Genomic DNA, 22,915 nt, shown 5'->3' on the forward strand with positions numbered 1-22,915 from the left:
GCACCGTGTGGGCGAGGGCTGGCAGCTGCTGAAGATCCGCGGCATTCCCCTGCGCATCCATCCCAGCTGGTTTGTGATCCTGGGGTTGGCCACTGTGGCCTTCCAACAGCAATACAGCCAGCAGCTGAGCGGAAGCGGCAGCAGCCTCGCGCTCTGGGGGCTGGGGCTCCTCACGGCCGTGCTGCTGTTTGTGTCGGTGCTACTGCACGAGCTGGGCCATTCGTTGGTGGCGCTGCAGCAGGGCGTGCAGGTGCGCAGCATCACCCTGTTTTTGCTCGGGGGCGTGGCCAGCGTGGAGCGGGAATGCCCCACCGCGATCGGCTCCCTGCTGGTGGCCGCCGCCGGACCGCTGGTGAGCCTGGTGCTGGCGGCGGTGCTGCTGGCCAGCGGCCACAGCGTTGCCCATGCTTCACCGCTGCTGGGGGCAATGGTGAACGAACTGGGCGGCCTCAACCTGGTGCTCGCCCTGTTCAATCTGCTGCCAGGCCTGCCCCTCGATGGCGGCCTGATCCTCAAGGCGCTGGTGTGGCAGTTCAGCGGTAGCCAGCGCAAAGGCACCCAGGCGGCCACCGCCACGGGCCGCTTCCTCTCGCTGCTGGCGATCGGCCTGGGCGTGGTGTTGCTGCTGCGGGGCGCCAGCGTGGGTGGCCTCTGGCTGATGTTGCTGGGCTGGTTCGGCCTCGGTGCCGCCCGCAACCAGAGCCAGCTGCTGGCCCTGCAAGGGGTGCTGCGGCAGCTGAAGGTGAAAGATGCGGCCCAACGCCGCTTCCGCGTGCTCGAAGCCGACAGCACCCTGAAACAGCTCAGCCGCCTGCGCCAGGGCGACGGCCCTGGGCTGGCCGATTGGCTGCTGGTAACCCGCCAAGGCCGCTGGCAGGGCTTCATCAGCGATGCCCCTCTGCAGCAATTGCCGGTGCAGCGCTGGGAGCAGGAGCAGGTGGGCGATCACCTGCAACCTCTCGATCAGCTGCCGCAGATCAGCGCCGAGGCGCCGCTGTGGCAAGCAGTGCTGCGCCTCGATCAACCCGATACGCCGCGCCTGTTGGTGCTGGGCCCCGCCGGGCTCCCCAGCGGCACCCTGGAGCGCCCCGAGCTGGCGGAGCGGGTGCTGGAGAAGCTGGGTGTGCGCCTGCCCCAGCCAATCCTGGATGCAGCCCGCCGCCAGGGTGTGTACCCGCTCGGCATGGGTCTGGCACCCGTAGCCCGCAGCATCGAAGCCAGCGGCGAAGGCTGAAGCCCACCAGCTCTCCGGATTACACCTGCCCCAGGGGTTCGAGAGCCCGCACGGCCTCCCACTCCGCCGGGCTGAGAGGCTGAGCGATCAAGGCGCCGCCGCAGAGGTGCTGCTCCGCGGCCTGGCGCAACTGCTGCTCCAGCTGGTCGGCACTCCAGGCCAGGGGTGCCAGCGGCGGCGGATCCGCTTCAAAGAGCTCCTGCCAGAGGGGCACCGGCGGATCCAGCAACAGGCTGCCGTGTTGGAGCAGGGCGCCGCGATGCCAGAGCTGGGCGCTGCCGATGCGCTTGGTGCCGCTGGCACTCACCAGATCCGCGGCGGTGGCGGTGGCAAAACAGCTGCTGCGCTGGGCCGCTGCTGCAGGGCTGGCCTCCCCGAACTGGAGCGGCTCCCCGGCCAGGGCCAGCGCCTCCTGCAACCAGTGGCAGCAATGGCGGTACACCGCTGCGCGGTCACGTTGCTCGGGCCGAAGCACCAGCGCATAGGTGAGTTCGCCAGCGTGGAGCACCGCCCGGCCACCACTGGGGCGCCGCACCAGCTCCACAGCGGCCCCGCGCCAGTGCGCTGGCCAGCGCTGCTGATGGCGACCAAGGGAGAGAGAAGGTGCGCTCCAGCGATAGAGCCGCAGGAGCGGCGGCCCTCCCGCCAGCAGCTGCTGCAGCATCCAGCGATCGATCGCCATCTGCGTGGCCGCCCCTGCCGTGATCGGCGGAATCCAGTGCCAGGGCCCAGCCTCGCTCAACCGCCTTCAGGGATGCTGGACCCACCTTGCCGCGGCCGAGCCATGCCCTGGGACCTGCTGCCGCTCCTGCCCCTGGGACTGCTGGCGGGCCTGCTCTCGGGCCTGCTGGGCATCGGCGGCGGGCTGATCTTTTCGCCGCTGCTGCTTGCCGTTGGGCTGACGCCCCATCAGGCGCTGGCCACCAGCACCCTGGCGATCCTGCCCACCACCCTGGCGGGCAGCTGGGCGCACCTGCGCAGCGGCCAGGTTCCGGCGCGGGCCGTGCTGGCCATTGCCGGCGGTGCCATCGCGGGGGCGCTGGTGTTCAGCCAGGCGGGTGACGACCTTGAAGACTGGCACCTGTTGGGGCTGCAGGCGCTGATGTACGGCGTGTTGGCCCTTGTGATCGCCCCGCGCCGCAGCGACCAAGCCGAGGCCCCCGACCACCTGCCCTTGGCGGGCCTGAGCGGGGTGGGTCTGGTGGCGGGATGGTCGAGCGGGTTGCTGGGGGTGGGCGGCGGCCTGGTGATGGTGCCGCTGATGGTGCAGGGCCTGGGGATTCGCGTGTATCAGGCGATCCGCCTGAGCACGATCGCGGTCTGCGCCTCAGCGGCAACCGCTGCGGTGACCTTCACCAGCGATGGCCGAGGCAACCTCGGCATGGGTCTGCTGCTCGGGGGCGCCGCCGCGATTGCTGCCCAGTGGTCAGCGTCGCGGCTGCAATCGGTGAGCGAGGCGAAGTTGGTGTGGCTGCTGCGGCTGCTGTGTGTGTTGCTGGCCCTTGATGCCAGCCGCCGGGCTGTCCAGCTGGCGCTCAGCTGAGCCCCTGCCAGAAGCTGCCATCAAGCTCAAAGCCGAGCACCGCTGCCATCTGTTCAAGGTTGCCGCGGCAATTGAGACCTTGGCCCCGCGACCAGTGATCGAGCAGGAAAAGCCGGTGGGTCATCCACAGCTCAAGGCTGTCGGGGGCAAAGCGGATGCCCTCGCTGCGGCTGAAGCTGTGGGGCAACAGCATCGCCACATGGCGGGTGAGCTGACCGCTGCTGCGCTCCAACAACAGCGGCAGCCAGGGGCAGAGGGCATCGGCCCTCAGGCTCCACACCCGCAGCTCCGGAATTTCAGAGAGCTCGCGGGGATCGTCGCTGGCGCGAGGCCACTCGAAATTCAGCTCGAGGCTGCCGCTCTGCTGCAGCAACGCCTCCGGCTCCAGGGAGAACCAGGGCTCCAGCGGGGCCAGGCTGCGCTCCAGCACCTGTTGCTGGGCGATCAACACGGGTCCTGCAGGGGACAAGGCAGCGGCCGGCAATGGAAGCCGACCGTAGCCAGCAGCTGGAACGAGGGGGTGTCGAGCTGTGACAGGCCAGCGCCACAGGCCTGGCAAGCCCGCGCAGCTGCGGGAGAATGGGCTGGATTTCTGCTTTGAATCAGGCCATGACGTCCCTCACCCAGGCCGAAGTGCTGATTGCCCTGGTGGTGGCTGCCCACGCGGGTGTGCTTGCCGTGCGTCTGGCCGCCAGCCTCTACCGCGCCTGATCCCTTGGCAGCGCGGTTGTGGCCTGCTAAAAGCGGGCCACAACTGCTCCATCGCAAGCTTTGAGCCTGCCCCGCACCGCCCAGCCATCGCAGCGGCGATCCGCGCCACGGTGTCAGCACAGCGCCAAGGGTCGCGCGCCCCGATCCGCGCCACAGGCACCGCCAACCCCGCCCGCCTCTCTGCGGCCCTCCACGCCGGCCCAGGAGCTGCTTTGCAGTGGCATCGGCCTCACCCTGAAGGTGGGACTGGGCTTGGTGGCCGTGGTGAGCCTGGTGCGCCTAGGCGGTGCCTACCGCGAACGGCTCGATCGCTACGGCGAGATCACCGCCGTGCTCAACATTCAGCAGGCGAAGCTGAACAAGGCCCAGCAACGCTTCGACGACCTGTTCACCACCGGTGGTGAGCAGCGCCTGATCCAGGAGCAAGACCAGTGGATCGCCCCAAACCGGATGCGCGTGGTGTGGACCACCCCGGGTCAAGGCAGCCCCTCCCCTGCAGCCGCCCCATTTCCAACTGTTGAGCAGCAGCAGCCAAGCACCGAGAAGCCGCAGGCCAGTCGATAACTTGAGGCCCGCCGTATCCCGGGCTTCATGGTGGCCAGCAGCAGCGCATCCAGCTCCAGCAGCAGCCCCGGCGCTGTTTTGATCACAGGCACCACCTCCGGGGTGGGCCTCAATGCCACCAAAGCGATGGTGGAGCGCGGCTGGACCGTGGTGACCGCCAACCGCGATCCCGTGCGGGCGGCAGCGGCCGCCGATGCCCTCGGCATCCCCAGCGAACGCCTGCATCACCTGCGCATCGACCTGGGCGATCTCGAGAGCGTGCGCGTGGGTGTGGAAACCCTCGTGAGTTCTCTGGGCTTCGGTCTCGATGCGCTGGTGATCAATGCGGCGGTGTACAAGCCGCGCCTGAAGGAGCCCGAGCGCTCTCCCCAGGGCTATGAGCTCTCGATGGCCACCAACCACCTGGGCCACTTCCTTCTGATCCAGCTTCTGCTGCCTGAGCTGCAGGCCTCGCAGCACCCCTCCCGCCGGGTGGTGATCCTGGGCACGGTGACCGCCAACTCAAAGGAACTCGGCGGCAAGATCCCCATCCCCGCCCCTGCCGACCTGGGCGATCTGAGCGGCTTCAAGGCCGGCTTCAAGACACCCATTGCCATGGCCAACGGCAAGCCCTTCAAGCCCGGCAAGGCCTACAAGGACAGCAAGCTCTGCAACATGATCACCACCCAGGAGCTGCACCGCCGCCTGCATTCCTCCACCGGCATCGTGTTCAGCTCGCTCTACCCAGGTTGCGTGGCCGACACACCGCTGTTCCGCAACACCCCGAAGGCGTTCCAAACGATCTTCCCCTGGTTCCAGAAGAACATCACCGGCGGCTATGTGAGCCAAGCCCTGGCGGGCGAGCGCGTTGCCCAGGTGGTGGCTGATCCGGCCTTTGCCGCCTCCGGCGTGCACTGGAGCTGGGGCAACCGCCAGAAGAAGGAAGGCAAGCAGTTCAGCCAGGAGCTCTCCGACAAAGCCAGCAATCCCGAAACCGCCCAGGGTGTGTGGGAGGAATCGATGAAACTTGTGGGGCTGGCGTGATCTGAGGCAAGTGCATGGGCCCAGCTGACCTGCTTCGCCGAAGCCCACTCGTCCTGATGGGCTTCGGCGCGGGTGTGCTCACCCCCCTCCTGATGGGAGCCATGCCCGTGCACTTGATTTGGCCATCTGTCGTGCTGGTGAGTGGTGCCGGGCTGTTGGGCACCTTGGCGTTGATCAGCCGGGCAGGAATTCGCGTTGAAATTTTTACGCGTGAATCCATCGCCGTGAGTACCCGCCGCGGCGCCATCCAGGCAGAGGTGACACGCCTGAGGATCTAGTCGAAGCCCAACAAATCGAAGATCTCGCGATCTTTGAGCGATTCGGCCTCGAGGGGCTGCACGCTGTCGAGCATCGATTGGGCCAGCCGCAGATATTCGTTCTGCACCGCCTCCACTTCGGGAGTGGCTTCCATCTCGAAGATCGTGCACTTCTTCAAGCGCGAGCGGCGGATCGCGTCGAGGTCGGGGAAGTGGGCCATCGTCTTCATGCCCACGCGATCGTTGAAGCGATCGATCTGGTCGGTGTCCTTGGAGCGGTTGGCCACCACGCCACCGAGGCGCACCTTGTAGTTCTTGGCCTTGGCCTGGATCGCCGCAATGATCCGGTTCATCGCAAAGATCGAATCGAAATCGTTGGCGGTCACGATCAGGCAGTAGTCGGCATGCTGCAGCGGCGCCGCAAAGCCGCCACACACCACATCGCCGAGCACATCAAAGATCACCACATCGGTGTCTTCGAGCAGATGGTGCTCCTTGAGCAACTTCACGGTTTGCCCGGTCACGTAACCGCCGCAGCCCGTGCCCGCCGGCGGACCACCGGATTCCACGCACTGCACGCCGTTGAAACCTTCAAACACGAAGTCTTCCGGGCGGAGCTCTTCAGTGTGGAAGTCCACGGTTTCGAGGATGTCGATCACCGTGGGCACCATCTGCTTGGTGAGCGTGAAGGTGCTGTCGTGCTTGGGATCACACCCGATCTGCAGCACCCGTTTGCCCAGCTTGGAGAAGGCTGCTGAGAGGTTGGAGCTGGTGGTGCTCTTGCCGATGCCGCCTTTGCCGTAAACGGCAATCACCAGCGCGCCCTCTTCGATCTGGAGGCCAGCCTCCTGGTGCACCTGAACGCTGCCTTCGCCATCGGGCCGGGTGAGCGTGGTGGTCATACAAGCCAGGGCTTCTGTATCTTCATCCAACCCCCGCATGGCGACCACGCAACAGCATTCAGGGCAAAGCGAAACATCAATCCCCGAAGGGTGCGCATCTGCACACACATAGACCTAAAGATAGGCATAAATACTCAAGGCAAAGGGAACAATCTGTCAGCGCGGGCTGCTCTCATACAAGCCGCTCAACTCGCCTGGCGTGCATCATGCCGCGACACTCCATCCATCAACGTCAGCATGCAGCGCGTGCTGTAGATCTGTTCAGTAGGAAGCCGTGTCAGATCCTGATCCAACACGCACAAATCAGCACGCTTCCCAACCTTGATCGATCCGGTGATGCTATCAATGCCCAACTGCCTGGCACCAGCAATGGTGTAAGCCTCCAAGGCGCCATTGAGGGTGAAAGCATCCTGCATCGGCGGCAGGGGTTCACTGGCATTGGGCCCAAGCGAACCCTTCATCGCCTCTAACAGCGGCGGCGGTGGTTGCCTCAGGATGGCCGCCTGAACATTCAACATCGGCTCAATCCCAAGGGTGCCGCTCGCATAGGTCGCCGGCCAGTCGCTGCCCAGCGCCACGTTCAACCCGTGATCACGCTGCAGACGCCCGAAACGGAACATTTTGCTGTAACGCTCTGTGCCGATCGCCTTCTCTACCTCCTGGAAGCGAATGCACCAAATACCCGTACTACTAATCAGGGGCTTCAACCTGGCGAGACGAGCCTGATCCGCATCGTCAACGATCTGCACATGGGCCAAGGTGAGCTTCGGATCCTGACCCGCTTGACGGCAGGTCGCCAAGGCATCGAGGGCCTGCCTGAGGGACGCATCTCCAATGGTGTGATAGTGCAGGTCAAAGCCGGCCTGATGACATTGGCGGAGCAACTTGACCAGCGAATCGGTAGAAATCGCAAGGCGCCCATAGGTTCCGGCAGGCTCGAGATAGGGTTCAAGCAAGGCAGCCTGACGATTCTCGATCACTCCATCGCCGACAACCTTGACCGTGGAAATCTGAAAGTGCTCTGAGCCGAACTTGCTTCGAAGCTCTGTGAGGGATTGAACTGCGTTCTGAACGTCGTCTTCACTCGTCACCACTTGCGTGGTGTGCAAGCGCACGGGCAGATCACCCTTCTGATCCAACTGCTGAACAGCCGTAAAAACAGGGATCTGGCCAAAGGGCATAGCAGCATCAAACACACTGGTAAACCCCATCGCCGAGAACTGACGCAGAAGCTTCAGCAGCGTTGGCCCATAGGTGCCTGGATCCAGAAGATTGAGTGCATTGATCACCGGCAGCATCGCCGGCACTTCGCGGATGTAACCGGTCGGCTGACCATCCTGATCTCGCACATAACCACCAACAGGAGGATCAGGGGTCTTGGCCGTGATCCCGGCAAGCTCTAGCGCTTTGCTATTCGCCCAGCCCGAATGGCCATCGGAGGAGAAGAAAAAGATGGGGCGATCAGCACTGATGGCATCTAGATCACGCCGATGCGGGCCTCCCTGAGCACGAAACAGATTTGAATTCCAGCCCTGACCAAAAAACACACCTGTGCCGGGATTGGCTTTCACATAGGTGGCGATCGCATCGAGCACTTCACGTTCCTGCCACTCAATCTTGAGCCCAACGCCACTGCGCAACAGGGCGCCCACCATCGGGTGCACATGGCTGTCAATCAGCCCTGGCAACAACATGCCGCCCTTGAGATCCACGCGCTGGGTGGCAGGCCCCACCCAGGCCTGAGCGCCCCGGCGGTCACCCACATACACAATCTCGCGCCCGCGCACGGCCACCGCTTCTGCCCGGGGCCGATCGGATTCCATGGTGAGAATCGTTCCGCCTTCAAACAGCCAGTCGGCCTTGCCGTTCGCTGGTGCGGCCTGAGCATCACCCTTGAGAAGGCTGGGGGCGACGGCGGAGGCGGCCATCAGCGCACCGGCCTGCAGCACCCGGCGGCGACTGGTGGTGCCTGCCCGGGCGAGAACGGCCTGGCTAAAGCAGCTGCTCAGCTGTTGGCTGAGCTCACATCCGATGCACATCCGGGCCACACCATCTGGTTACAGGGTGCAGCCGAATCCGCGGGCTGGTTTCCGTTGTTGGCGTTTGTGATCTGGCAGGGCCAGGCATGCCGCTGAGCTCAGCGACTGAAATGCGCCTTGGCCTCGTACAACGCCTCGCTATCAATCACCGCCAGGCCGCGCTCACGAGCGAAAGCCTCCGTGTTCTTGCGCACCTTGCCGCGCACAAAGAAGGGGATCTTGGCCAGTTCTGCTTCGCCCTCAGCACTCCACTGCAACCCGAGCGCCACGGGCGTGTCCGCGGAAATTGCTGGAGCTGGAGCAGCCGGTGCTCCATCGCCCAGGTGACTGCGGTGGCCATCCACGAATTCGAAGTCGTGGCGGAACATCCCGATCAGGTGTTCTTCCAGGCCCATCATCAGCGGGTGGACCCAGGAGTCAAAGATCACATTGGCCCCCTCCCAGCCCATCTGCGGGGCGTAGCGGGCCGGCACATCCTGCACATGCAGGGGCGTGCTGATCACGGCGCAGGGAATCCCCAAGCGCTTGGCGCTATGGCGCTCCATCTGGGTGCCCAGCACCAACTCTGGTGCCGCCTCGGCGATCGCTGCCTCAACGGTGAGGTAGTCGTCGCTGATCAGGGCCTCCAGCCCCAGCTCCTGGGCTGCAGCGCGCACCTCCCGGGCCAACTCGCGGCTGTAGGTGCCCAAGCCCACCACCTCAAAGCCCAGCTCGCGGCTGGCAATGCGGGCGGCGGCGATGGCATGGGTGGCGTCACCGAACACAAACACACGCTTCCCGGTGAGATACGTGGAATCCACCGAGCGGGAATACCAGGGCAAACGGGAGCGGCGCTCGGCCTCACACACCCCATCAGCGCCCGGCTGCAGCTCCGCCGGCAGCTCCAGTTCGAGGAGCCCGTGGAGTTCCCGCAAGAACGCCACCGTCGCCCCGATCCCGATCGGCACCGTGCGGGCGCAGACCATCCCGAACTGACGCTCCAGCCAACTGCAGAGCGTGCCCGCCACCTCTGGATAGAGGCAGACATTGGCGTCAGCCGTGGGGATCCGCATCAGGTCGGAAGGCCGCGCTCCCAGAGGAGCCACCACCGCCACATCCATGCCGTAGCTCGCCAGCAGTTGCGTGATCTCGCGCACGTCGTCGCGGCAGCGGAAGCCCAGCAGCGACGGCCCCAGCAGATTCACCCGCGGCCGGCGGCCTTCGGAGCGCCAGCGGGCTGGATCGGGCTTGGGTGAACCCGGCGCCGGCAGTTGCGGCTTCAGCAGGTTGCGCACCAGTTGGTAGAAGGTTTCCGCCGCGCCCCAGTTCTCCTTTTTGGAGTAGGCGGGCAGCTCCAGATTCACGATCGGCAGATCACCGAAGCCCATGCCCGCCGCCAGGGCACCGGGTTGGTCCTGAATCAACTCAGCGGTGCAGCTCTCGCCCACCAGCAGCGCCTCAGGCTGGAAGCGCTCCACGGCATCGGCGATCGAGCGCTTCACCAGCTCGGCGGTGTCGCCGCCGAGATCACGGGCCTGGAAGGTGGTGTAGGTGACGGGCGGGCGCCGATCCCGCCGCTCGATCATCGTGAACAGCAGATCGGCGTAGGTGTCGCCCTGGGGGGCATGCAGCACGTAGTGCACCCCCTCCATCGAAGCGGCGATGCGCATGGCGCCCACATGGGGGGGGCCTTCGTAAGTCCAGAGGGTGAGTTCCATCGGTCAGGCAAACGAGAGGGCGTGGCGACGGCGCAAAGGGCGGGCGAAGAGTTCGGCCAGATCAGCGGCCTGATCGATGCCATGGATGGGACTGAACACCAGCTCGATCGACCACTTGGTGGCCATGCCTTCCGCCTCGAGCGGGTTCGCCAGCCCCAGGCCGCACACCACCAGATCCGGGCGTTGCTGCCGCACCCGCTGCAGCTGGTTCTCCACGTGCTGCCCTTCACTCAGCTGGGTGCCGGAGGGCAGCAAGGCGAGCTCCTCCGCCATCAGCTGGCGATCGAGGTAGGGCGTGCCCACCTCCACAAGCTCCATCCCGCACTCGCGGCTGAGGAAGCGTGCCAGCGGGATTTCCAGCTGGGAATCAGGCAGCAGGAAGAGCCGTTTCCCCGCCAATGTCTCCCGCATCGGAGCCAAAGCCCGCTGCCCACGCTCCACCAGGGGATCCAACACCTCGGCTACCCGGGCCGGCGCCACGCCAAAGGCGCTGGCCGCCGCGGCCATCCAATCCCGGCTCCCCTCCACGCCAAAGGGATAGGGAGCGCGAATGAGTTCTGCACCGCGGTCGATCAGGGCCCGGGCGGTGCCGCTCAGGAAGGGTTGCGCCAGCAGCAACTTGGTGCCCGGGCCCACCGCGGGGAGCTCCGTGGAGCGGCGCGGCGGCAGGCTCGCCACCCGCTCGATCCCGAGCTTGTGGAACAGGCCGATCAGGCGGTCTTCCACCGCATCGGCCAGGGTGCCGGCGATCAAGAGCTGCACCTGATCGCTGCTGGGCATCAGCGGAATCAGCGCTTGCAGGGCGCCGTCTTCCCCCTGGGTGAAGGTGGTTTCGATGCCACTGCCGCTGTAGTTGAGTACCATCACGCGGCCAGCATGCTGCTGGTTGAGCCGCTCGGCCGCTTTCGCCAGATCGAGCTTGATCACCTCGCTGGGGCAGCTGCCCACCAGGAACAGGGTGCGGATCTCAGGGCGGCGCTCCAGCAGCTGCGCCACCAATCGATCGAGCTCTTCGTTGGCATCGGCCAGACCAGCCAGATCCCGTTCGCCGAGGATCGCGGTGCCGAAGCGCGGCTCGGCAAAGATCATCACGCCGGCGGCGCTCTGGATCAGGTGGGCGCAGGTGCGCGAGCCCACCACCAGGAAGAAGGCATCCGGCATCCGCCGGTGCAGCCACACGATCGAGGTCAGCCCGCAGAACACCTCCCGCTGGCCGCTTTCCTTGAGAGGTGGGGGCAGATCCGTCTCCGCCGATGCGCGTGTGGCGATGCTCGATGCCATGGCCGGCCTCCTGCCGTGCCCACCCTCGCTAGCGCCAGCCGGAGCTTGCAGCAAACCCTCTGTGCACAACCCTTAAACCAGCGGTGTGGAAACAACCACAGGCCGCCTGGGTTCTCAGCTACCCGGCAACGAGCGCAGGGCCTCCTCTGAGCCCATCACCACCAGCAATTCCCCCTGGGCGAGCACATGCGAGGCGGGCGGGTTCACATCGAGATGGCCCACCGGACCAGCGGCGAGCACGTTCACGTTGTAGTGCTTGCGCAGGTTGAGATCCCGGAGCGAATGGCCCACAAACGAGCCCGGCACCTTGATCTCCTCGATGCAGCTGCGGTCATCGAGGCGCAACTGCTCCAGGAGATTGGGGCGCACCAGTTCAAGACCGAGGCGCTGCCCCATCATTTTTGAGGGGAACACCACCCGATCAGCGCCAACGCGCTGCAACATCTTCATGTGCAGATCGCTCGTGGCACGAGCGATCACCGTTTTCACCCGGGTGCCTTTGGCGTCTTTGCAGATCAAGGTGGCGGTGATGCTGGCCTCGATCGGATCGCTCATCGCCACCACCACGGTTTCCAGATCCAGCACACCGGCGGCGCGCAAGGCCTCTTCATCGGTGCAATCCACCACGCGGCACTCGATCGATGGATCCAGCTGGCGCAGTTCATCAATCGCGCGTTGGCTGGAATCAATCGCCAATACATCCGCTCCAGCACGCACCAGCTCGGCGCACACCGAGGAGCCAAAACGACCGACACCGATCACCGCGAAGCCGCCGCGACCGCCCTCACCATCAGCGCCCCACTGCCACCACTGATTCACAGCTGCACCTGCAAGCCCACCTTTTCTAGACGTAGAGGTCTTCCCTGGGGTACCCCACCCGTAGCTGGGGGCGGTTGCCGTAGAGAGCGGAGAGCAACAGCAGAATGCCGATCCGGCCCACAAACATGCCCACCATCAGCACCAGCTGCCCCCAGCGGTTGAGGTTGGCCGTCACCCCCAGATCGAGGCCCACGGTGGCGAAGGCCGACACACAGGTGAACAGCTTCTCGAGAAAGCTGAAGGTTTGATGACCGCTCGCCCCGGCGGCTGAGGGGCCGATCCCCAGCAACAGTGCCATCAACACCACAAACAGCACCGAGGCGAGGGTCACCCCCACGGCCCGCAGCACAGTGCCGTCGGGGATTTGACGGCGATGCATCAGCACATCGCTGCGCCCCTCGAGGGTGGAGCGGGTCGCCCCCATCAGGATCGCGAAGGTTGTGGTTTTGATGCCGCCGCCGGTGCCGCCGGGGCTGGCGCCGATGAACATCAACAGGATCATCAACAACAAGCCGGCGTCGGTGATGGATGCAGCCGACAGCGGAATCGTGTTGAAGCCCGCCGTGCGGGTGGTGATCGATTGAAACAGGGTGATCTGCAGCTTCTGCCACAGGCCCAGATCACCCATGGCACTGGCCCGGTAGCCGAAATGCTCGGTGATCAGCAGGCCGATCGCCCCAACCACGATCAACAGCACCGTGCTGCGCACCACCAGGCGCGTATGCAAGTTGAGGCGGCGAAGACGCCGCAGGCGCAGACGATTGGCCCAGAGGTCGTTGATCACCCGCCAACCGATGCCGCCGATCACGATCATCGAAGCGATCACACCGTTCACCACGGCGTTGTCGCGGTAGTCGACCAGGCTGTTGTCCCACAGGCCAAAGCCGGCGTTGTTGTAGGCGCTGATTACGTGAAACACCGAGGCCCAGAGCCGTTGGCTTGGCTGCTCGATGTTCGTGAAGCCAAAGGCGTAGAGCACAACGGCACCGAGGCCCATCACGCAGACGGCCGTGATCAGGATGCTGTTGAAGGTGGGGCCGATGCCGCCCACCCCGAATTCATCAAGGGCACGACCCTTATCCAGACGATGGCGCAGACCCGAGCGCCCCTGCACAAACCCCTGCAGGAAGGTGGTGATCGCCATCAGGCCCAAACCGCCCGTGAGGATCAACCCGGCCAGCACCACCTGGCCCACCGTGGTGAGATCACTGCCCACCGAAATCACCGAAAGCCCCGTCACGGTGATGGCGGAGGTCACGGTGAACAGCGCCTGCCACAGGCCCACCGCACTGGTGGAGCACAGGGGTGAGGCGAGCAAAAAGGTGCCCACCACAATCACCAGCAGACCCGTCACCACCGTGAACTGGGGCACGGTGAGCTGATGGCGCCAGCGCTGCAGCGCCTGAACCGGATTGCTCGGAGACGAGTTCATCCCGCAAACCGTAGGTAAGGTCCGGTCCAACTCGCATCCCCACCCCCGCGATGAATCCGATCGTTGTGCTGCTGGCCATGGCAGCGCTGATCCTGGTGGGCTCGGCGCTGGCCTCCAGCACCGAGGCGGCAATGCTCACGGTGAATCCGATCCAGGTGCACACCCTGGTGCAGCAACGGGTGCCGGGATCACGGGCTCTCGAACGGATCAAAGCGCGCCCGGGGCGAGCCCTGGCGCTGCTGGTGGTGATCAACAACCTCTTCAATATTTCCGGCTCGATGCTGCTGGGCAGCCAGGCCGATCACACCTTCAAACATGAGGCTGGGGGAGCGGCCGCCCTGGTGCTCTTCAACGTGGGCTTCACCGTGGCGGTGATCCTGCTGGCGGAGATCCTGCCCAAGGCGATCGGCAACAGCTTCGCCATGCCGATCTCCCTGGCGGCGTCGCGGGTGCTGCTGCTGCTGGAGCGCCTCACCCTGCCGCTGCTGTTGCTGCTGGAGAAGCTGATGCCGGCCATCACCGCCGAGGCCGATCTCACCACCAATGAACGGGAGATCCATCTGATGGCGCGGCTGGGCTCCCAACAGGGGCAGATCGAAGCAGATGAGGCGGCAATGATCGGCAAGGTGTTCGCTCTCAACGACCTCACCGCCCGCGATCTGATGGTGTCGCGGGTGGCAACGCCCTCGCTTCCGGGTACCGCCAGCCTTGAATCCGTGCGCCAAGAGATCCTCCAGGCACCGGAAGACGCCTGGTGGGTGGTGCTGGGTGAAGAGGTGGATGAGGTGTTGGGGGTGCAGAGCCGCGAAGAAGCCCTGGGTGAACTCCTGCAGGGCGGCGGCCAGCGGTTGGTTTGCGAGCTGTGCGACCCACCTCAATACGTTCCCGAGATGATCCGAGCCGACCGGCTGCTCACCACCTTCCGCCGCGGAGATCGCAGCTCGGTGCGGGTGGTGGTGGATGAATTCGGGGCCTTCGTGGGCCTGGTGAGCGCCGCCGACATCCTCGGCGTGCTGGCGGGCTGGAAGCGCCTGCCTGACAACGCCACTGCCGCTCAGGACTGAACGTTGACGCGGCGACGCTGCTTGTGTTCCAGCAGCAGCCAATAGCCGCCCCCCAGCAGTACGGCACCGATGAATCCCACCAAGAGGGAACCCAGCAGAAGCCGGCCACTCATCGCCAAGCCCAGATCCCAGAGCGGCGCCTGCTGCAGCTCCTGCAGCGAGGGAAAAGCCGGCCCTGGGCCCAACACCAGGCAGCCCAACTGGTAGTTGAACCAATAGAGAGGCAGATAGGTGAGCGGATTGCTGATCCAGGTGCCGGCGGCCGCCAGGATGTGGTTGCCACGCACCACGCTGGCGAGGGCCACGCTCAGCACGATCTGCAACCCGAAAAACGGGAAGCAGCCCATGAAAATGCCCACCGCCAAGCCCCGTGCCCTTTGGCCATGGCTGCCCTCGTGGTGCCAGAGCCAGAGCAGCCGTTGCCGCAGCAAACGCAACAGGCTCTTATGACGTGAGGGGCGGCGATCCGAAGAACTGGCGCTGGGCCGCACGGGCTCAACTGTCAACGAGAGGGCACCATCCTGATCGATCACAGCGCGGCTTGAGGGGCTCAGAGACCGAACCAGCGGCAAATCAGGAACGGCACCGTGATGGTCATGGTGATGGTGAGCGGGAAGCCGTAGCGGGGTACATCGAGAAAGCGATAGCGACCAGGACCAAACACCATCAGGTTGGTTTGGTACCCCACGGGGCTGAGAAAGCTCTGGCTGGCACCGAACAGCACCGCATAAATGAAGGCCATGGGCGGCTGACCCAACCCCTGAGCCAGCTGGCCCGCAATCGGAATCAACATCGCCACCGTGGCGGCATTGCTCATCACCTCGGTGAGCAGGGTGGTGAACAGAAACACCACCAGCAGCGCCGCATACACGGGCCAGTGGCTCAGGCCGAGCAGCAGGGCTTGGGCCAGGGCCTCCGCCAGGCCGGTTTTCTCCAGGGCCACGCTGAAGCTGGCCAGGGATCCCAGCAGCAGGATCACATCGAGGCGAATCGCCCGCTGCAGCTCACCGGCCCGCAGGCAGCCGGTGGCCACCATGGCCACCGTGCCCAGCAGCACCGAAGCCACCAGCGGCATCAGCTCCAACGCCGGCAGCAGGATCACCAGCGCACCGATCAGCAGGGCGATGCGCTTGCGGCTCACCGTTGGTAAATCCTTCTCCAGCTGCTCGAGCACCACCAGATCGTTGCTGGCCTGGAGGCCGCGGATGGCATCTTGTGGCCCCTGCAGCAGCAGCACATCCCCCTCACGCAGCTGCACCTGGCCCAGGCGCTCCCGCAGCACGGCGTTGCCGCGGCGCAGGGCCAGCACCGTCACGTTGTATCGCTGGCGGAAGCGCAGATCCCGCAGGCAATCCCCCGCCAGGGTGGAGCCGGCGGGCAGCAGCACCTCCAGCATCCGCTGGTTGTTTTGTTGATCAGGGCGGCTGGGCTCCTCAGCTGTGGGGGCCAGCACCACGGTGTGATCCTGCTGCAGACGCAGCAAATCCTCACGGCTGCAGCGCAGCAGCAGGCGATCCCCCAACACCAGCGTGCGATCCGCCAGGGGCGGCAGGAAGCGTTCCGGGCCGCGATGCAGCTCCAACACATCCACATCGAAACGGCGCTGCAACCGGCTGGCATGCAACGACTGACCGATCAACTCCGAGCCCGCTGGGATTTCCACCTCCGTGAGGTAACCGCCGCTGGCCAGCGACGCGATCAGGTCGTCGTCATCGATGCCGCGATCCGGCAGGAAGCGATCCGCCAGCAGCACCATCACCACCCCGCCCACCAGCCAGATGCCGATGCCAATGGGGGTGAAGCTGAATAGGCCGAAGGAGCCATAGCCCAGCTTGCTGCTCACTTCACTGGCGAGCAGGTTCACCGAGCTGCCCAACAGGGTGAGGGTGCCGCCCAGCACTGTGGCAAACGACAGCGGCAGCAACACCTTCGAGGGGGAAATCCCGCGCCGCTGGCACCAGCCTTCAATCACCGGCAGCAGGCTGGCGACGATCGGGGTATTGGGCACAAAGGCCGACACCGGCCCCACCGCCGCCACCATCACCGCAATCATCCGCTTGGGGCTGCGCACGGCATCGGAGCCGATCAGGGCCCGCAGGCGATCGAGGCCGCCACTGCGGAACAGACCTGAGGAGAGGGCAAACAGGCCCATCAAGGTGATCAGGGCCGGGCTGCCGAAACCCTCCATCGCCTCCGAGGGCTTGAGTACGCCGGTGACGATCAACAACGCCGCGGCGAGCAACCCCGTGAGCTCGGGCGCCAACCAGCCGCCCACAAAGAGCACGATCGACCCCAGCAACACCAGCAGGGTGATCAGAGCTCCTGGCTGGAGCACCGCGTTGAGGAGATCAGCCACGGCAGGAGCACGCAGACCACCAACATACAACGGTGTTCAGGTCGGATTTACGGGTTTAGACCAGGAGCAAGCCCTGGCCCAGGAGCGACCGCAGAGGCGTCCAGCGCCATCCGACCGGCCAACACCTATTTCCGACCCGCTTACCGTGGTTTGAATGCCAAACTGAACGCAGCACGGCAGAGCCCGCTTGGGATTCAGCGCCAAAACCACATATGGCTTGCTGGCCCTGATGGAGCTGGCGGATGTGGCTGGCAGCGGCGAACGGCTGCAAGTGAGCGAGATCGCGGCCCGCCAAGCCATCCCCGAGCGCTACCTCGAGCAGATGATGACGAGCCTGCGCCGCAGCGGCATCCTGCGCAGCATCCGCGGGGCCCGAGGCGGTTATCAACTGGCCAAAGCGGCGGATCAGATCCTGCTCTCCGAGGTGATCCTCTGCCTCGAAGGCGAACCCAATACCGTCGATCCGAGCAGCGGCAGCCCCGAACGACAGGTGATCAACGCCCTGGCCGATGAGCTGCGCCGCCAGCGCACCACCCGCCTTGCCGCCACCACCCTGGCCGACCTCCAACACGACCGCGATGCAAGGTTGCAGGCCCAGGCCATGTATTTCATCTGAAGGCGTCATCGCGGCAGGCGGCGTTGAGCCGTTTGGCAACAGCCTCCCTAGCGTTGAAACACGGCTGCCTGAGGCGCATTCACGAGATCATGCGATCCACCGCGACCTGATCCAGCCATGGCAGCAGCTGAGCCGACGTGCTGCCACAGCCTCGCCACTGAGGCAGCGCTCACGGCCCTCGACAGCAACCAGGCTGGACTGACAGCCGATGAGGCCCGAGAGCGGCAGGGGCGCCATGGGCCCAATCGGTTGCAGCTCTCGGCGGGTCGCAGTAGCTGGATGATCCTGGTCGATCAGTTCAGCAACGTGATGTTGCTGATGCTGCTGGCCGTGGCCGCGGTTTCAGGCGCCACAGCTCTGCATCAGCAGGCCTTTCCAAAGGATGCGATCGCAATCCTGGTGATCGTGTTGCTCAACGCCCTGCTGGGTTATTTGCAGGAAAGCAAGGCGCAACAGGCCCTGCTGGCGCTGCGCAACCTGGCGCAGCCCCTGGTGCAGGTGCGCCGGGATGGGCTCTGGCAGCGGCTGGCCAGCGAGCAGCTTGTGCCGGGTGATCTCATCCGCATCGAAGCCGGTGACCGGATCGCTGCCGATGCTCGCCTCCTGGAGGTGGCCGATCTCGGCGTGCAGGAATCGGCGCTCACCGGAGAAGCGGCAGCGGTGTTCAAGCAGGCCGAACTGGCGCTGGAGCCCGGCACACCAGTGTTGGAGCGGCTCAATTGCGTGTTTCAGGGCACGGAAGTGGTGCGCGGCCGAGGCGTAGCCGTGGTGAGCGCCACCGGCATGCACACCGAGCTGGGCCAGATCGCCGCCATGCTCAACACGGCCGGCGGGGAAAGCACACCCCTGCAGGAGCGGCTCGATGGCTTGGCCAAGGCCCTTGTGGGCGGAGCCCTGGGGCTCGTGGCCGTGGTGGTGTTGCTGGGCTGGCTCCTGGGTCAGCCCCTGCTCAACCTGCTGGAGGTGTCGCTCTCCATGGCAGTGGCGATCGTGCCGGAGGGCCTACCGGCGGTGATCACGGTAACCCTCGCCATCGGCACCCAGCGCATGGTGCGCCGCGCTGCCCTGATCCGGCGGCTGCCGGCGGTGGAGGGTCTCGGTTCGGTCACGGTGATCTGTTCCGACAAAACCGGCACGCTCACCCAGAACCGCCAGGTGGTGCAGCAGCTGCGGGTGGGCACCCATGGGGTGGAGGTCTCAGGCCAGGGTTATGAGCCCGAGGGCCAGTTCCGCTCCCATGCGCTGCCGCCGCCGCCCGGAGCGCAACCGGGTTGCTCGGCAGCTGTGCAAACCCTGCTGCTGCAAGCCGGGGTGCTCTGCAGCGATGCGGAACATCGCCAGCAGGCCGATGGCGGCTGGGAGGTGCTGGGGGATCCCACGGAGGGAGCGCTCTCGGTGGTGGCCCTGAAGGCCGGGATTGATGATTTCGAGCTGCGCAGCCATTACCGCCGCAGCGCCGAGATCCCCTTCAGCGCTGAAGAGCAGTTGATGGCGGTTTGGATCGACGATCCCCGCGGCACACTCCAGGCACCTCTGGGCAGCAGCGCCGCCGGCTCAACGCGCTTGCTGATCAGCAAAGGGGCTCCGGAAGTGATCCTGAGCCTGTGCGATCACTGGGTGGATGGCGCTGGCGTGGTGGCGATGAGCCCTGAGCAGCGGCAGTGGTGGCTGGAGCAGGCTCTGGAGCTGGCCGCCGCCGGGCTCCGGGTGTTGGCCTTTGCTTGCGCTCCCCATCACCCAAGCCCAGGCCAAGGTCTCCAAGGACAGATGCTGCTGGGCCTGATGGCCCAGCTCGACCCGGCGCGACCTGAAGTGGCCGCCGCCGTGGCCACCTGCCGGCAAGCCGGCATCCGGCCGCTGATGATCACTGGAGACCACCCCCTCACCGCTCGGGCCATCGGGATGGCGATCGGGATGGCCGATGCCGACAGCGAGGTGCTCATTGGCCGCGAGCTCGAAGCGCTCGATGCAGCTCAGCTGCAGCAGGTGGTGAGCCGCTGCAACCTGTTTGCCCGGGTGGCCCCGGAGCAGAAGTTGCGCATCGTGAAAGCGCTGCAGGCCAATGGGGAGGTGGTGGCGATGACCGGCGATGGCGTCAATGACGCCCCCGCGCTCAAGCAGGCCCACATCGGCGTGGCCATGGGCATCACGGGCACGGATGTGAGCAAGGAAGCCGCCGATGTGGTGTTGCTCGACGACAACTTCGCCACGATCGTGAAGGCCGTTGCAGAAGGGCGGTTGGTCTACACCAACATCCGCCGCTTCGTGAAATACATCTTGGGCAGCAATGTGGGCGAACTGATCACCATCGGATCAGCACCTCTATTGGGCCTGGTGGGAGTGCCGCTCACCCCCCTGCAGATTCTTTGGATGAATCTGGTCACCGACGGCTTGCCGGCATTGGCCCTGGCCTTGGAGCCTGGCGACGATTCATTGATGCAACGCGCGCCGGCACAACCGGGGGAATCGATCTTTGCGCGCGGCCTGGGGGCTTACATCCTGCGCATCGGCGTGGTGTTTGCCTCCCTGGTGATTCTGATGATGCTGCTGGCCAACCGGGCGGGTGCCCCCTGGCCCACGATGGTGTTCACCACCCTCTGCCTGGCGCAGATGGGGCACGCCCTCTCCGCCCGCAGCGACAAACCACTGCTCCAGGTGCCCGCCTTCAGCAATCCCTGGCTCTTGGTGGCGGTGAGCTGCACCAGTGGCTTGCAGTTGTTGCTGCTCTACGTGCCGCCATTGGCACGCTTCTTCGGCACCACAGCCCTGAGTGCCCACGATTTGCTGATCTGCGTGGGCTTCAGCCTGCTGCTGTTCTTGTATCTCGAACTCGACAAGCTCTATGGCCTTTGGCGCCGTCGTTCCGGAGCCGATTGCTGAGCTGAGCGCTTCTGCAGCACCCGCCCCGTGGTCACGCGACCAAGGCGGGGCCGTCCCTCGCGGCTCGTGGAGGTTTCACTCCAGGGTGAAACGGTGATGATCAAGAGCGGCAACACCACCAGGATCAACAGCAGGATCCAGCGGCGCAGATTGAGCTGAAGCCAGCGGTACGCCGGCAAGCCGGGCTTCACCGGCAGTGGACGTCCGCAGCCAGCGCAGATCAAACGAATCGGCGGTTCCGTTGACACGGCCGCCAGGCGAGCACCACAGCTGGGGCAGGCCACGCTGAAGCCGGCAACACGGCCTCAGGATGCCAGACCAGCAAAAAGCCCGCCTTACGGCGGGCTGGGGGAATCAGCAGGAGCCGACAATCACTTGGCGGAAGCGAAGTCGGGGTAGGCCTCCATGCCGTGCTCACCGATGTCGAGGCCTTCGACCTCTTCCTTCTCGGAGACGCGGATGCCACCAAAGATGGCACCAATGATCGACCAGACGATGAAGCTGCTCACCACCGCGAAGATCGCGTAAGCCAGCACACCCACGATCTGAATGCCGAGCTGGCTGAAGCCGTGGCCGGTGAACAGACCCTTGTCGACGTTGAACAGACCCACGGCCAGGGTGGCCCAGATGCCGCAGGTGCCGTGGACGGAGAAGGCGCCCACAGGATCGTCGATCTTGAGGCCGTCAATCCAGGCCACCGAGAACACCACGAGGATGCCGGAGATGAAGCCAACCACCCAGGCAGCGGGCATGGAGAAGCCGTCGCAACCTGCAGTCACGCCCACCAGGCCGGCAAGGATGCCGTTGATGGTCATGGTGAGGTCGGGCTTGCCACCAGTGAACTGGCTCAGCAGGGTGGCAGCGATACCGCCGCCGGCAGCGCCGAGGGTGGTGGTGACAGCGATGTAGGGCACTTCAGGACCCATGGCCAGCCAGGAGCCGGGGTTGAAGCCGTACCAGCCGATCCAGAGGATCAGGCAACCCAGGGTGGCAATAGCCAGGTTGTGACCAGGCATGGCCTGGGTTTTGCCATCCACGAACTTGCCGATGCGAGGGCCAAGCAGCATGGCGCCCACCAAACCAGCCCAGGCACCGAAGGAGTGCACCACGGTGGAGCCGGCGAAGTCAATGAAACCGAGGGTGGACAGCCAACCACCGCCCAGACCAGCGTCATCGGGGAAGTTCCACTGCCAGGAACCCGAGATCGGGTAGAGGATGCCGACGAGCACCAGCGAGAAGATCACGAACTCGCCGAACTTGATCCGCTCAGCCACCAGACCGGAAACGATGGTGGCGGCGGTGCCTGCGAAGGCAGCCTGGAACAGGAAGTCGATGCTGGGAACCAGCGAACCATCCGTGACCATTTCAGGGGTCACGGTGGGGTCAAAGAACAGACCGCCGAACTTGAACCAACCGGGGATCACCCAGTCGGCGTTGTACATGATCTTGTAGCCGATGAACCAGTAAGCCGTCACCGCCAGGGCGAAGACGATCAGGTTCTTGGCAAGGATGTTGACGGCGTTCTTCTGGCGACACATGCCGGCTTCCACCATGGCGAAGCCTGCGTTCATGAAGATCACCAGAACGGCGCACACGAACAGGAACATGTTGTTGGCCAGGAAGCCAGCGTTGAGCTCAGGAAGCTCAGCAGCATGGGCGGCCAGGTTGAACAAGCCCAGACCCATCAGTGCGATGGGTACACAGGCCAGCCAGGTGAGCGTGCGGTTGGAGGAGAGGCCACGAACTTTGCGCAGCAGCAGCTCGGGAGCCTCCAACAGACTCGCTTCCTGCAAACTTCTCGGCCGGCGCCGAGAAGCGGGCGAGGCAACAGTCATAAGAATCGCTGGTTGGTGATGGCGGTTATCCGCCATTGGTAGAGATCATTCGCGATCGCGGCTCCCCAGATTGTTACCGCCGCTACAAAACGCCGCATAACTTCCCTCGGCACGGCAATGGATGCGCGCAATCAATGCTCACGCAAGCACATTCACAATCATCGTTCTGTAAAGAAATTGCCGTTTTGTTCACCATGAACAGTCTTGATTCGGCATAATCACTTCAGAAGGACAAAACGTTGGGTGAGCCGCCCCTGGGCCCTGGTTCACCGGAAGTAGCCCACCGCGAGGCGAAGCAACGCTCCTTCCCACGAAGCGGACCCGTCTGATTCCCAGACCCTCCTTTAACCCTTCGAGGCCCACGACCATGACCAAACTCCAATACCGCGGCGTCAGCTACGACAACGCCGCCCACGAACAGCCCAGCGCTCAACCCGTGGATCACGCCTACCGCGGCCAGCACTACGACGCCCCCCTGCGCCACGAAGCAGCTCCGGTGGACACCGATGTGGAACTGCAGTACCGCGGTCACACCTACCACCACCGCCAGGCCGAAGCCTCCCAGCAAGTCAATCAGGGCTGACGTCAAGCCAAAGCCCCATTCAGTGGCTGTTGTTACGACAGCCCGCTCCACCTCCCCCTCCAATAGGGGGAGGTTTTTT

At 65.0% G+C, this 22,915-nt stretch carries 22 protein-coding genes; 10 read left to right on the top strand and 12 right to left on the bottom strand.

Translation table 11 applies throughout. The features are described 5' to 3' along the window. The first annotated feature begins 7 nt into the window (after positions 1–7). A complete protein-coding gene (locus CB0101_RS04595) occupies positions 8–1,234 on the top strand; it encodes a site-2 protease family protein (RefSeq protein WP_010306909.1) in 1,227 nt (408 codons plus the stop codon). Positions 1,235–1,253: 19 nt separating this feature from the next. Here CB0101_RS04595 and CB0101_RS04600 read toward each other — a convergent pair whose 3' ends face one another. Continuing rightward, the gene (locus CB0101_RS04600; protein ID WP_010306906.1) at positions 1,254–1,976 is read right to left on the bottom strand and encodes a lipoate--protein ligase family protein; all 723 of its coding nucleotides are present in this window, start codon (positions 1,974–1,976) and stop codon (positions 1,254–1,256) included. A 42-nt stretch (positions 1,977–2,018) separates the two neighbouring features. Here CB0101_RS04600 and CB0101_RS04605 point away from each other — a divergent pair, with 42 nt between their 5' ends. Beyond that, a complete protein-coding gene (locus tag CB0101_RS04605) occupies positions 2,019–2,777 on the top strand; it encodes a sulfite exporter TauE/SafE family protein (RefSeq protein WP_010306902.1) in 759 nt (252 codons plus the stop codon). On the opposite strand, the gene CB0101_RS04610 is transcribed toward CB0101_RS04605, so the two are convergent. Continuing rightward, positions 2,770–3,246, bottom strand: a complete 477-nt coding sequence (locus CB0101_RS04610; protein WP_246833821.1) for a CRR6 family NdhI maturation factor — start codon at positions 3,244–3,246, stop codon at positions 2,770–2,772. The genes CB0101_RS04605 and CB0101_RS04610 overlap by 8 nt on opposite strands. Positions 3,247–3,386: 140 nt before the next feature. Here CB0101_RS04610 and psaM point away from each other — a divergent pair, with 140 nt between their 5' ends. From psaM to CB0101_RS04630, 4 genes are read left to right on the top strand one after another with little or no spacing between them, the layout of a single operon-like run. Beyond that, a complete protein-coding gene (psaM, locus tag CB0101_RS04615) occupies positions 3,387–3,488 on the top strand; it encodes a photosystem I reaction center subunit XII (protein WP_043717315.1) in 102 nt (33 codons plus the stop codon). Positions 3,489–3,548: 60 nt separating this feature from the next. After that, entirely contained in the window at positions 3,549–4,052 is a 504-nt protein-coding gene (locus CB0101_RS04620) for a hypothetical protein (RefSeq protein WP_010306892.1), read from the top strand. A 27-nt stretch (positions 4,053–4,079) separates the two neighbouring features. Next, positions 4,080–5,075 carry a protochlorophyllide reductase gene (locus CB0101_RS04625; RefSeq protein ID WP_010306890.1) on the top strand — a complete coding sequence of 332 codons (996 nt, stop codon included), beginning with the start codon at positions 4,080–4,082 and terminating at the stop codon, positions 5,073–5,075. A 14-nt stretch (positions 5,076–5,089) separates the two neighbouring features. Then, complete coding sequence (locus CB0101_RS04630) at positions 5,090–5,353, top strand: hypothetical protein (RefSeq protein WP_246833822.1); 264 nt, start codon at positions 5,090–5,092, stop codon at positions 5,351–5,353. Here the strand turns inward: CB0101_RS04630 and bchL are convergent. The 6 genes from bchL to CB0101_RS04660 all read right to left on the bottom strand — a co-directional run bounded on the left by bchL (position 5,350) and on the right by CB0101_RS04660 (position 13,502). Next, positions 5,350–6,234, bottom strand: coding sequence for a ferredoxin:protochlorophyllide reductase (ATP-dependent) iron-sulfur ATP-binding protein (gene bchL, locus CB0101_RS04635; protein ID WP_010306883.1), 885 nt, complete (start codon positions 6,232–6,234; stop codon positions 5,350–5,352). The two genes, CB0101_RS04630 and bchL, sit on opposite strands and share 4 nt — an antisense overlap. 185 nt (positions 6,235–6,419) lie before the next feature. Beyond that, entirely contained in the window at positions 6,420–8,027 is a 1,608-nt protein-coding gene (locus tag CB0101_RS04640) for an amidohydrolase (RefSeq protein ID WP_168187938.1), read from the bottom strand. A 344-nt stretch (positions 8,028–8,371) separates the two neighbouring features. Then, on the bottom strand, positions 8,372–9,970 hold the full coding sequence (locus tag CB0101_RS04645; RefSeq protein ID WP_010306875.1) for a ferredoxin:protochlorophyllide reductase (ATP-dependent) subunit B: 1,599 nt from the start codon (positions 9,968–9,970) through the stop codon (positions 8,372–8,374). Positions 9,971–9,973: 3 nt separating this feature from the next. Beyond that, complete coding sequence (locus CB0101_RS04650; RefSeq protein WP_010306871.1) at positions 9,974–11,251, bottom strand: ferredoxin:protochlorophyllide reductase (ATP-dependent) subunit N; 1,278 nt, start codon at positions 11,249–11,251, stop codon at positions 9,974–9,976. Positions 11,252–11,365: 114 nt separating this feature from the next. Beyond that, the gene (locus tag CB0101_RS04655) at positions 11,366–12,070 is read right to left on the bottom strand and encodes a TrkA family potassium uptake protein (RefSeq protein WP_010306866.1); all 705 of its coding nucleotides are present in this window, start codon (positions 12,068–12,070) and stop codon (positions 11,366–11,368) included. A gap of 25 nt (positions 12,071–12,095) precedes the next feature. After that, a complete protein-coding gene (locus tag CB0101_RS04660) occupies positions 12,096–13,502 on the bottom strand; it encodes a potassium transporter TrkG (RefSeq protein WP_010306861.1) in 1,407 nt (468 codons plus the stop codon). A 50-nt stretch (positions 13,503–13,552) separates the two neighbouring features. On the opposite strand from CB0101_RS04660, the gene CB0101_RS04665 reads away from it, so the two are divergent. Next, positions 13,553–14,566: a CNNM domain-containing protein gene (locus tag CB0101_RS04665; RefSeq protein WP_010306857.1), complete on the top strand. Its 1,014-nt coding sequence runs from the start codon at positions 13,553–13,555 to the stop codon at positions 14,564–14,566. Here the strand turns inward: CB0101_RS04665 and CB0101_RS04670 are convergent. Both CB0101_RS04670 and CB0101_RS04675 read right to left on the bottom strand, forming a co-directional pair. Beyond that, positions 14,557–15,072, bottom strand: coding sequence for a DUF2062 domain-containing protein (locus CB0101_RS04670; RefSeq protein ID WP_371413617.1), 516 nt, complete (start codon positions 15,070–15,072; stop codon positions 14,557–14,559). The genes CB0101_RS04665 and CB0101_RS04670 overlap by 10 nt on opposite strands. Before the next feature lie 44 nt (positions 15,073–15,116). Next, positions 15,117–16,922, bottom strand: a complete 1,806-nt coding sequence (locus CB0101_RS04675) for an SLC13 family permease (RefSeq protein WP_029552872.1) — start codon at positions 16,920–16,922, stop codon at positions 15,117–15,119. Positions 16,923–17,109: 187 nt separating this feature from the next. Here CB0101_RS04675 and CB0101_RS04680 point away from each other — a divergent pair, with 187 nt between their 5' ends. Together CB0101_RS04680 and CB0101_RS04685 are read left to right on the top strand one after the other, a co-directional pair. Continuing rightward, positions 17,110–17,538, top strand: coding sequence for an Rrf2 family transcriptional regulator (locus CB0101_RS04680; protein WP_010306847.1), 429 nt, complete (start codon positions 17,110–17,112; stop codon positions 17,536–17,538). Between the two features lie 117 nt (positions 17,539–17,655). Next, positions 17,656–20,418 carry a cation-translocating P-type ATPase gene (locus tag CB0101_RS04685; RefSeq protein WP_010306846.1) on the top strand — a complete coding sequence of 921 codons (2,763 nt, stop codon included), beginning with the start codon at positions 17,656–17,658 and terminating at the stop codon, positions 20,416–20,418. Here the strand turns inward: CB0101_RS04685 and CB0101_RS04690 are convergent. After that, positions 20,379–20,702: a hypothetical protein gene (locus tag CB0101_RS04690; RefSeq protein WP_029552871.1), complete on the bottom strand. Its 324-nt coding sequence runs from the start codon at positions 20,700–20,702 to the stop codon at positions 20,379–20,381. The two genes, CB0101_RS04685 and CB0101_RS04690, sit on opposite strands and share 40 nt — an antisense overlap. An 87-nt stretch (positions 20,703–20,789) precedes the next feature. Continuing rightward, a complete protein-coding gene (locus tag CB0101_RS04695) occupies positions 20,790–22,253 on the bottom strand; it encodes an ammonium transporter (RefSeq protein WP_029552870.1) in 1,464 nt (487 codons plus the stop codon). A gap of 367 nt (positions 22,254–22,620) precedes the next feature. On the opposite strand from CB0101_RS04695, the gene CB0101_RS04700 reads away from it, so the two are divergent. Beyond that, positions 22,621–22,836, top strand: a complete 216-nt coding sequence (locus CB0101_RS04700; protein WP_010306839.1) for a DUF4278 domain-containing protein — start codon at positions 22,621–22,623, stop codon at positions 22,834–22,836. Positions 22,837–22,915 lie beyond the last annotated feature (79 nt).

It is taken from the genome of Synechococcus sp. CB0101, assembly GCF_000179235.2.
In the GTDB taxonomy this organism is placed as follows: Bacteria; Cyanobacteriota; Cyanobacteriia; order PCC-6307; family Cyanobiaceae; genus Vulcanococcus.

Coding starts and splice junctions, on each gene's coding strand:
- bchL (WP_010306883.1), bottom strand. CDS start 6,234: ATGACCACCACGCTCACCCGGCCCGATGGCGAAGGCAGCGTTCAGGTG.
- CB0101_RS04700 (WP_010306839.1), top strand. CDS start 22,621: ATGACCAAACTCCAATACCGCGGCGTCAGCTACGACAACGCCGCCCAC.
- CB0101_RS04660 (WP_010306861.1), bottom strand. CDS start 13,502: ATGAACTCGTCTCCGAGCAATCCGGTTCAGGCGCTGCAGCGCTGGCGC.
- CB0101_RS04665 (WP_010306857.1), top strand. CDS start 13,553: ATGAATCCGATCGTTGTGCTGCTGGCCATGGCAGCGCTGATCCTGGTG.
- CB0101_RS04625 (WP_010306890.1), top strand. CDS start 4,080: ATGGTGGCCAGCAGCAGCGCATCCAGCTCCAGCAGCAGCCCCGGCGCT.
- psaM (WP_043717315.1), top strand. CDS start 3,387: ATGACGTCCCTCACCCAGGCCGAAGTGCTGATTGCCCTGGTGGTGGCT.
- CB0101_RS04630 (WP_246833822.1), top strand. CDS start 5,090: ATGGGCCCAGCTGACCTGCTTCGCCGAAGCCCACTCGTCCTGATGGGC.
- CB0101_RS04605 (WP_010306902.1), top strand. CDS start 2,019: ATGCCCTGGGACCTGCTGCCGCTCCTGCCCCTGGGACTGCTGGCGGGC.
- CB0101_RS04645 (WP_010306875.1), bottom strand. CDS start 9,970: ATGGAACTCACCCTCTGGACTTACGAAGGCCCCCCCCATGTGGGCGCC.
- CB0101_RS04650 (WP_010306871.1), bottom strand. CDS start 11,251: ATGGCATCGAGCATCGCCACACGCGCATCGGCGGAGACGGATCTGCCC.
- CB0101_RS04685 (WP_010306846.1), top strand. CDS start 17,656: ATGGCAGCAGCTGAGCCGACGTGCTGCCACAGCCTCGCCACTGAGGCA.
- CB0101_RS04695 (WP_029552870.1), bottom strand. CDS start 22,253: ATGACTGTTGCCTCGCCCGCTTCTCGGCGCCGGCCGAGAAGTTTGCAG.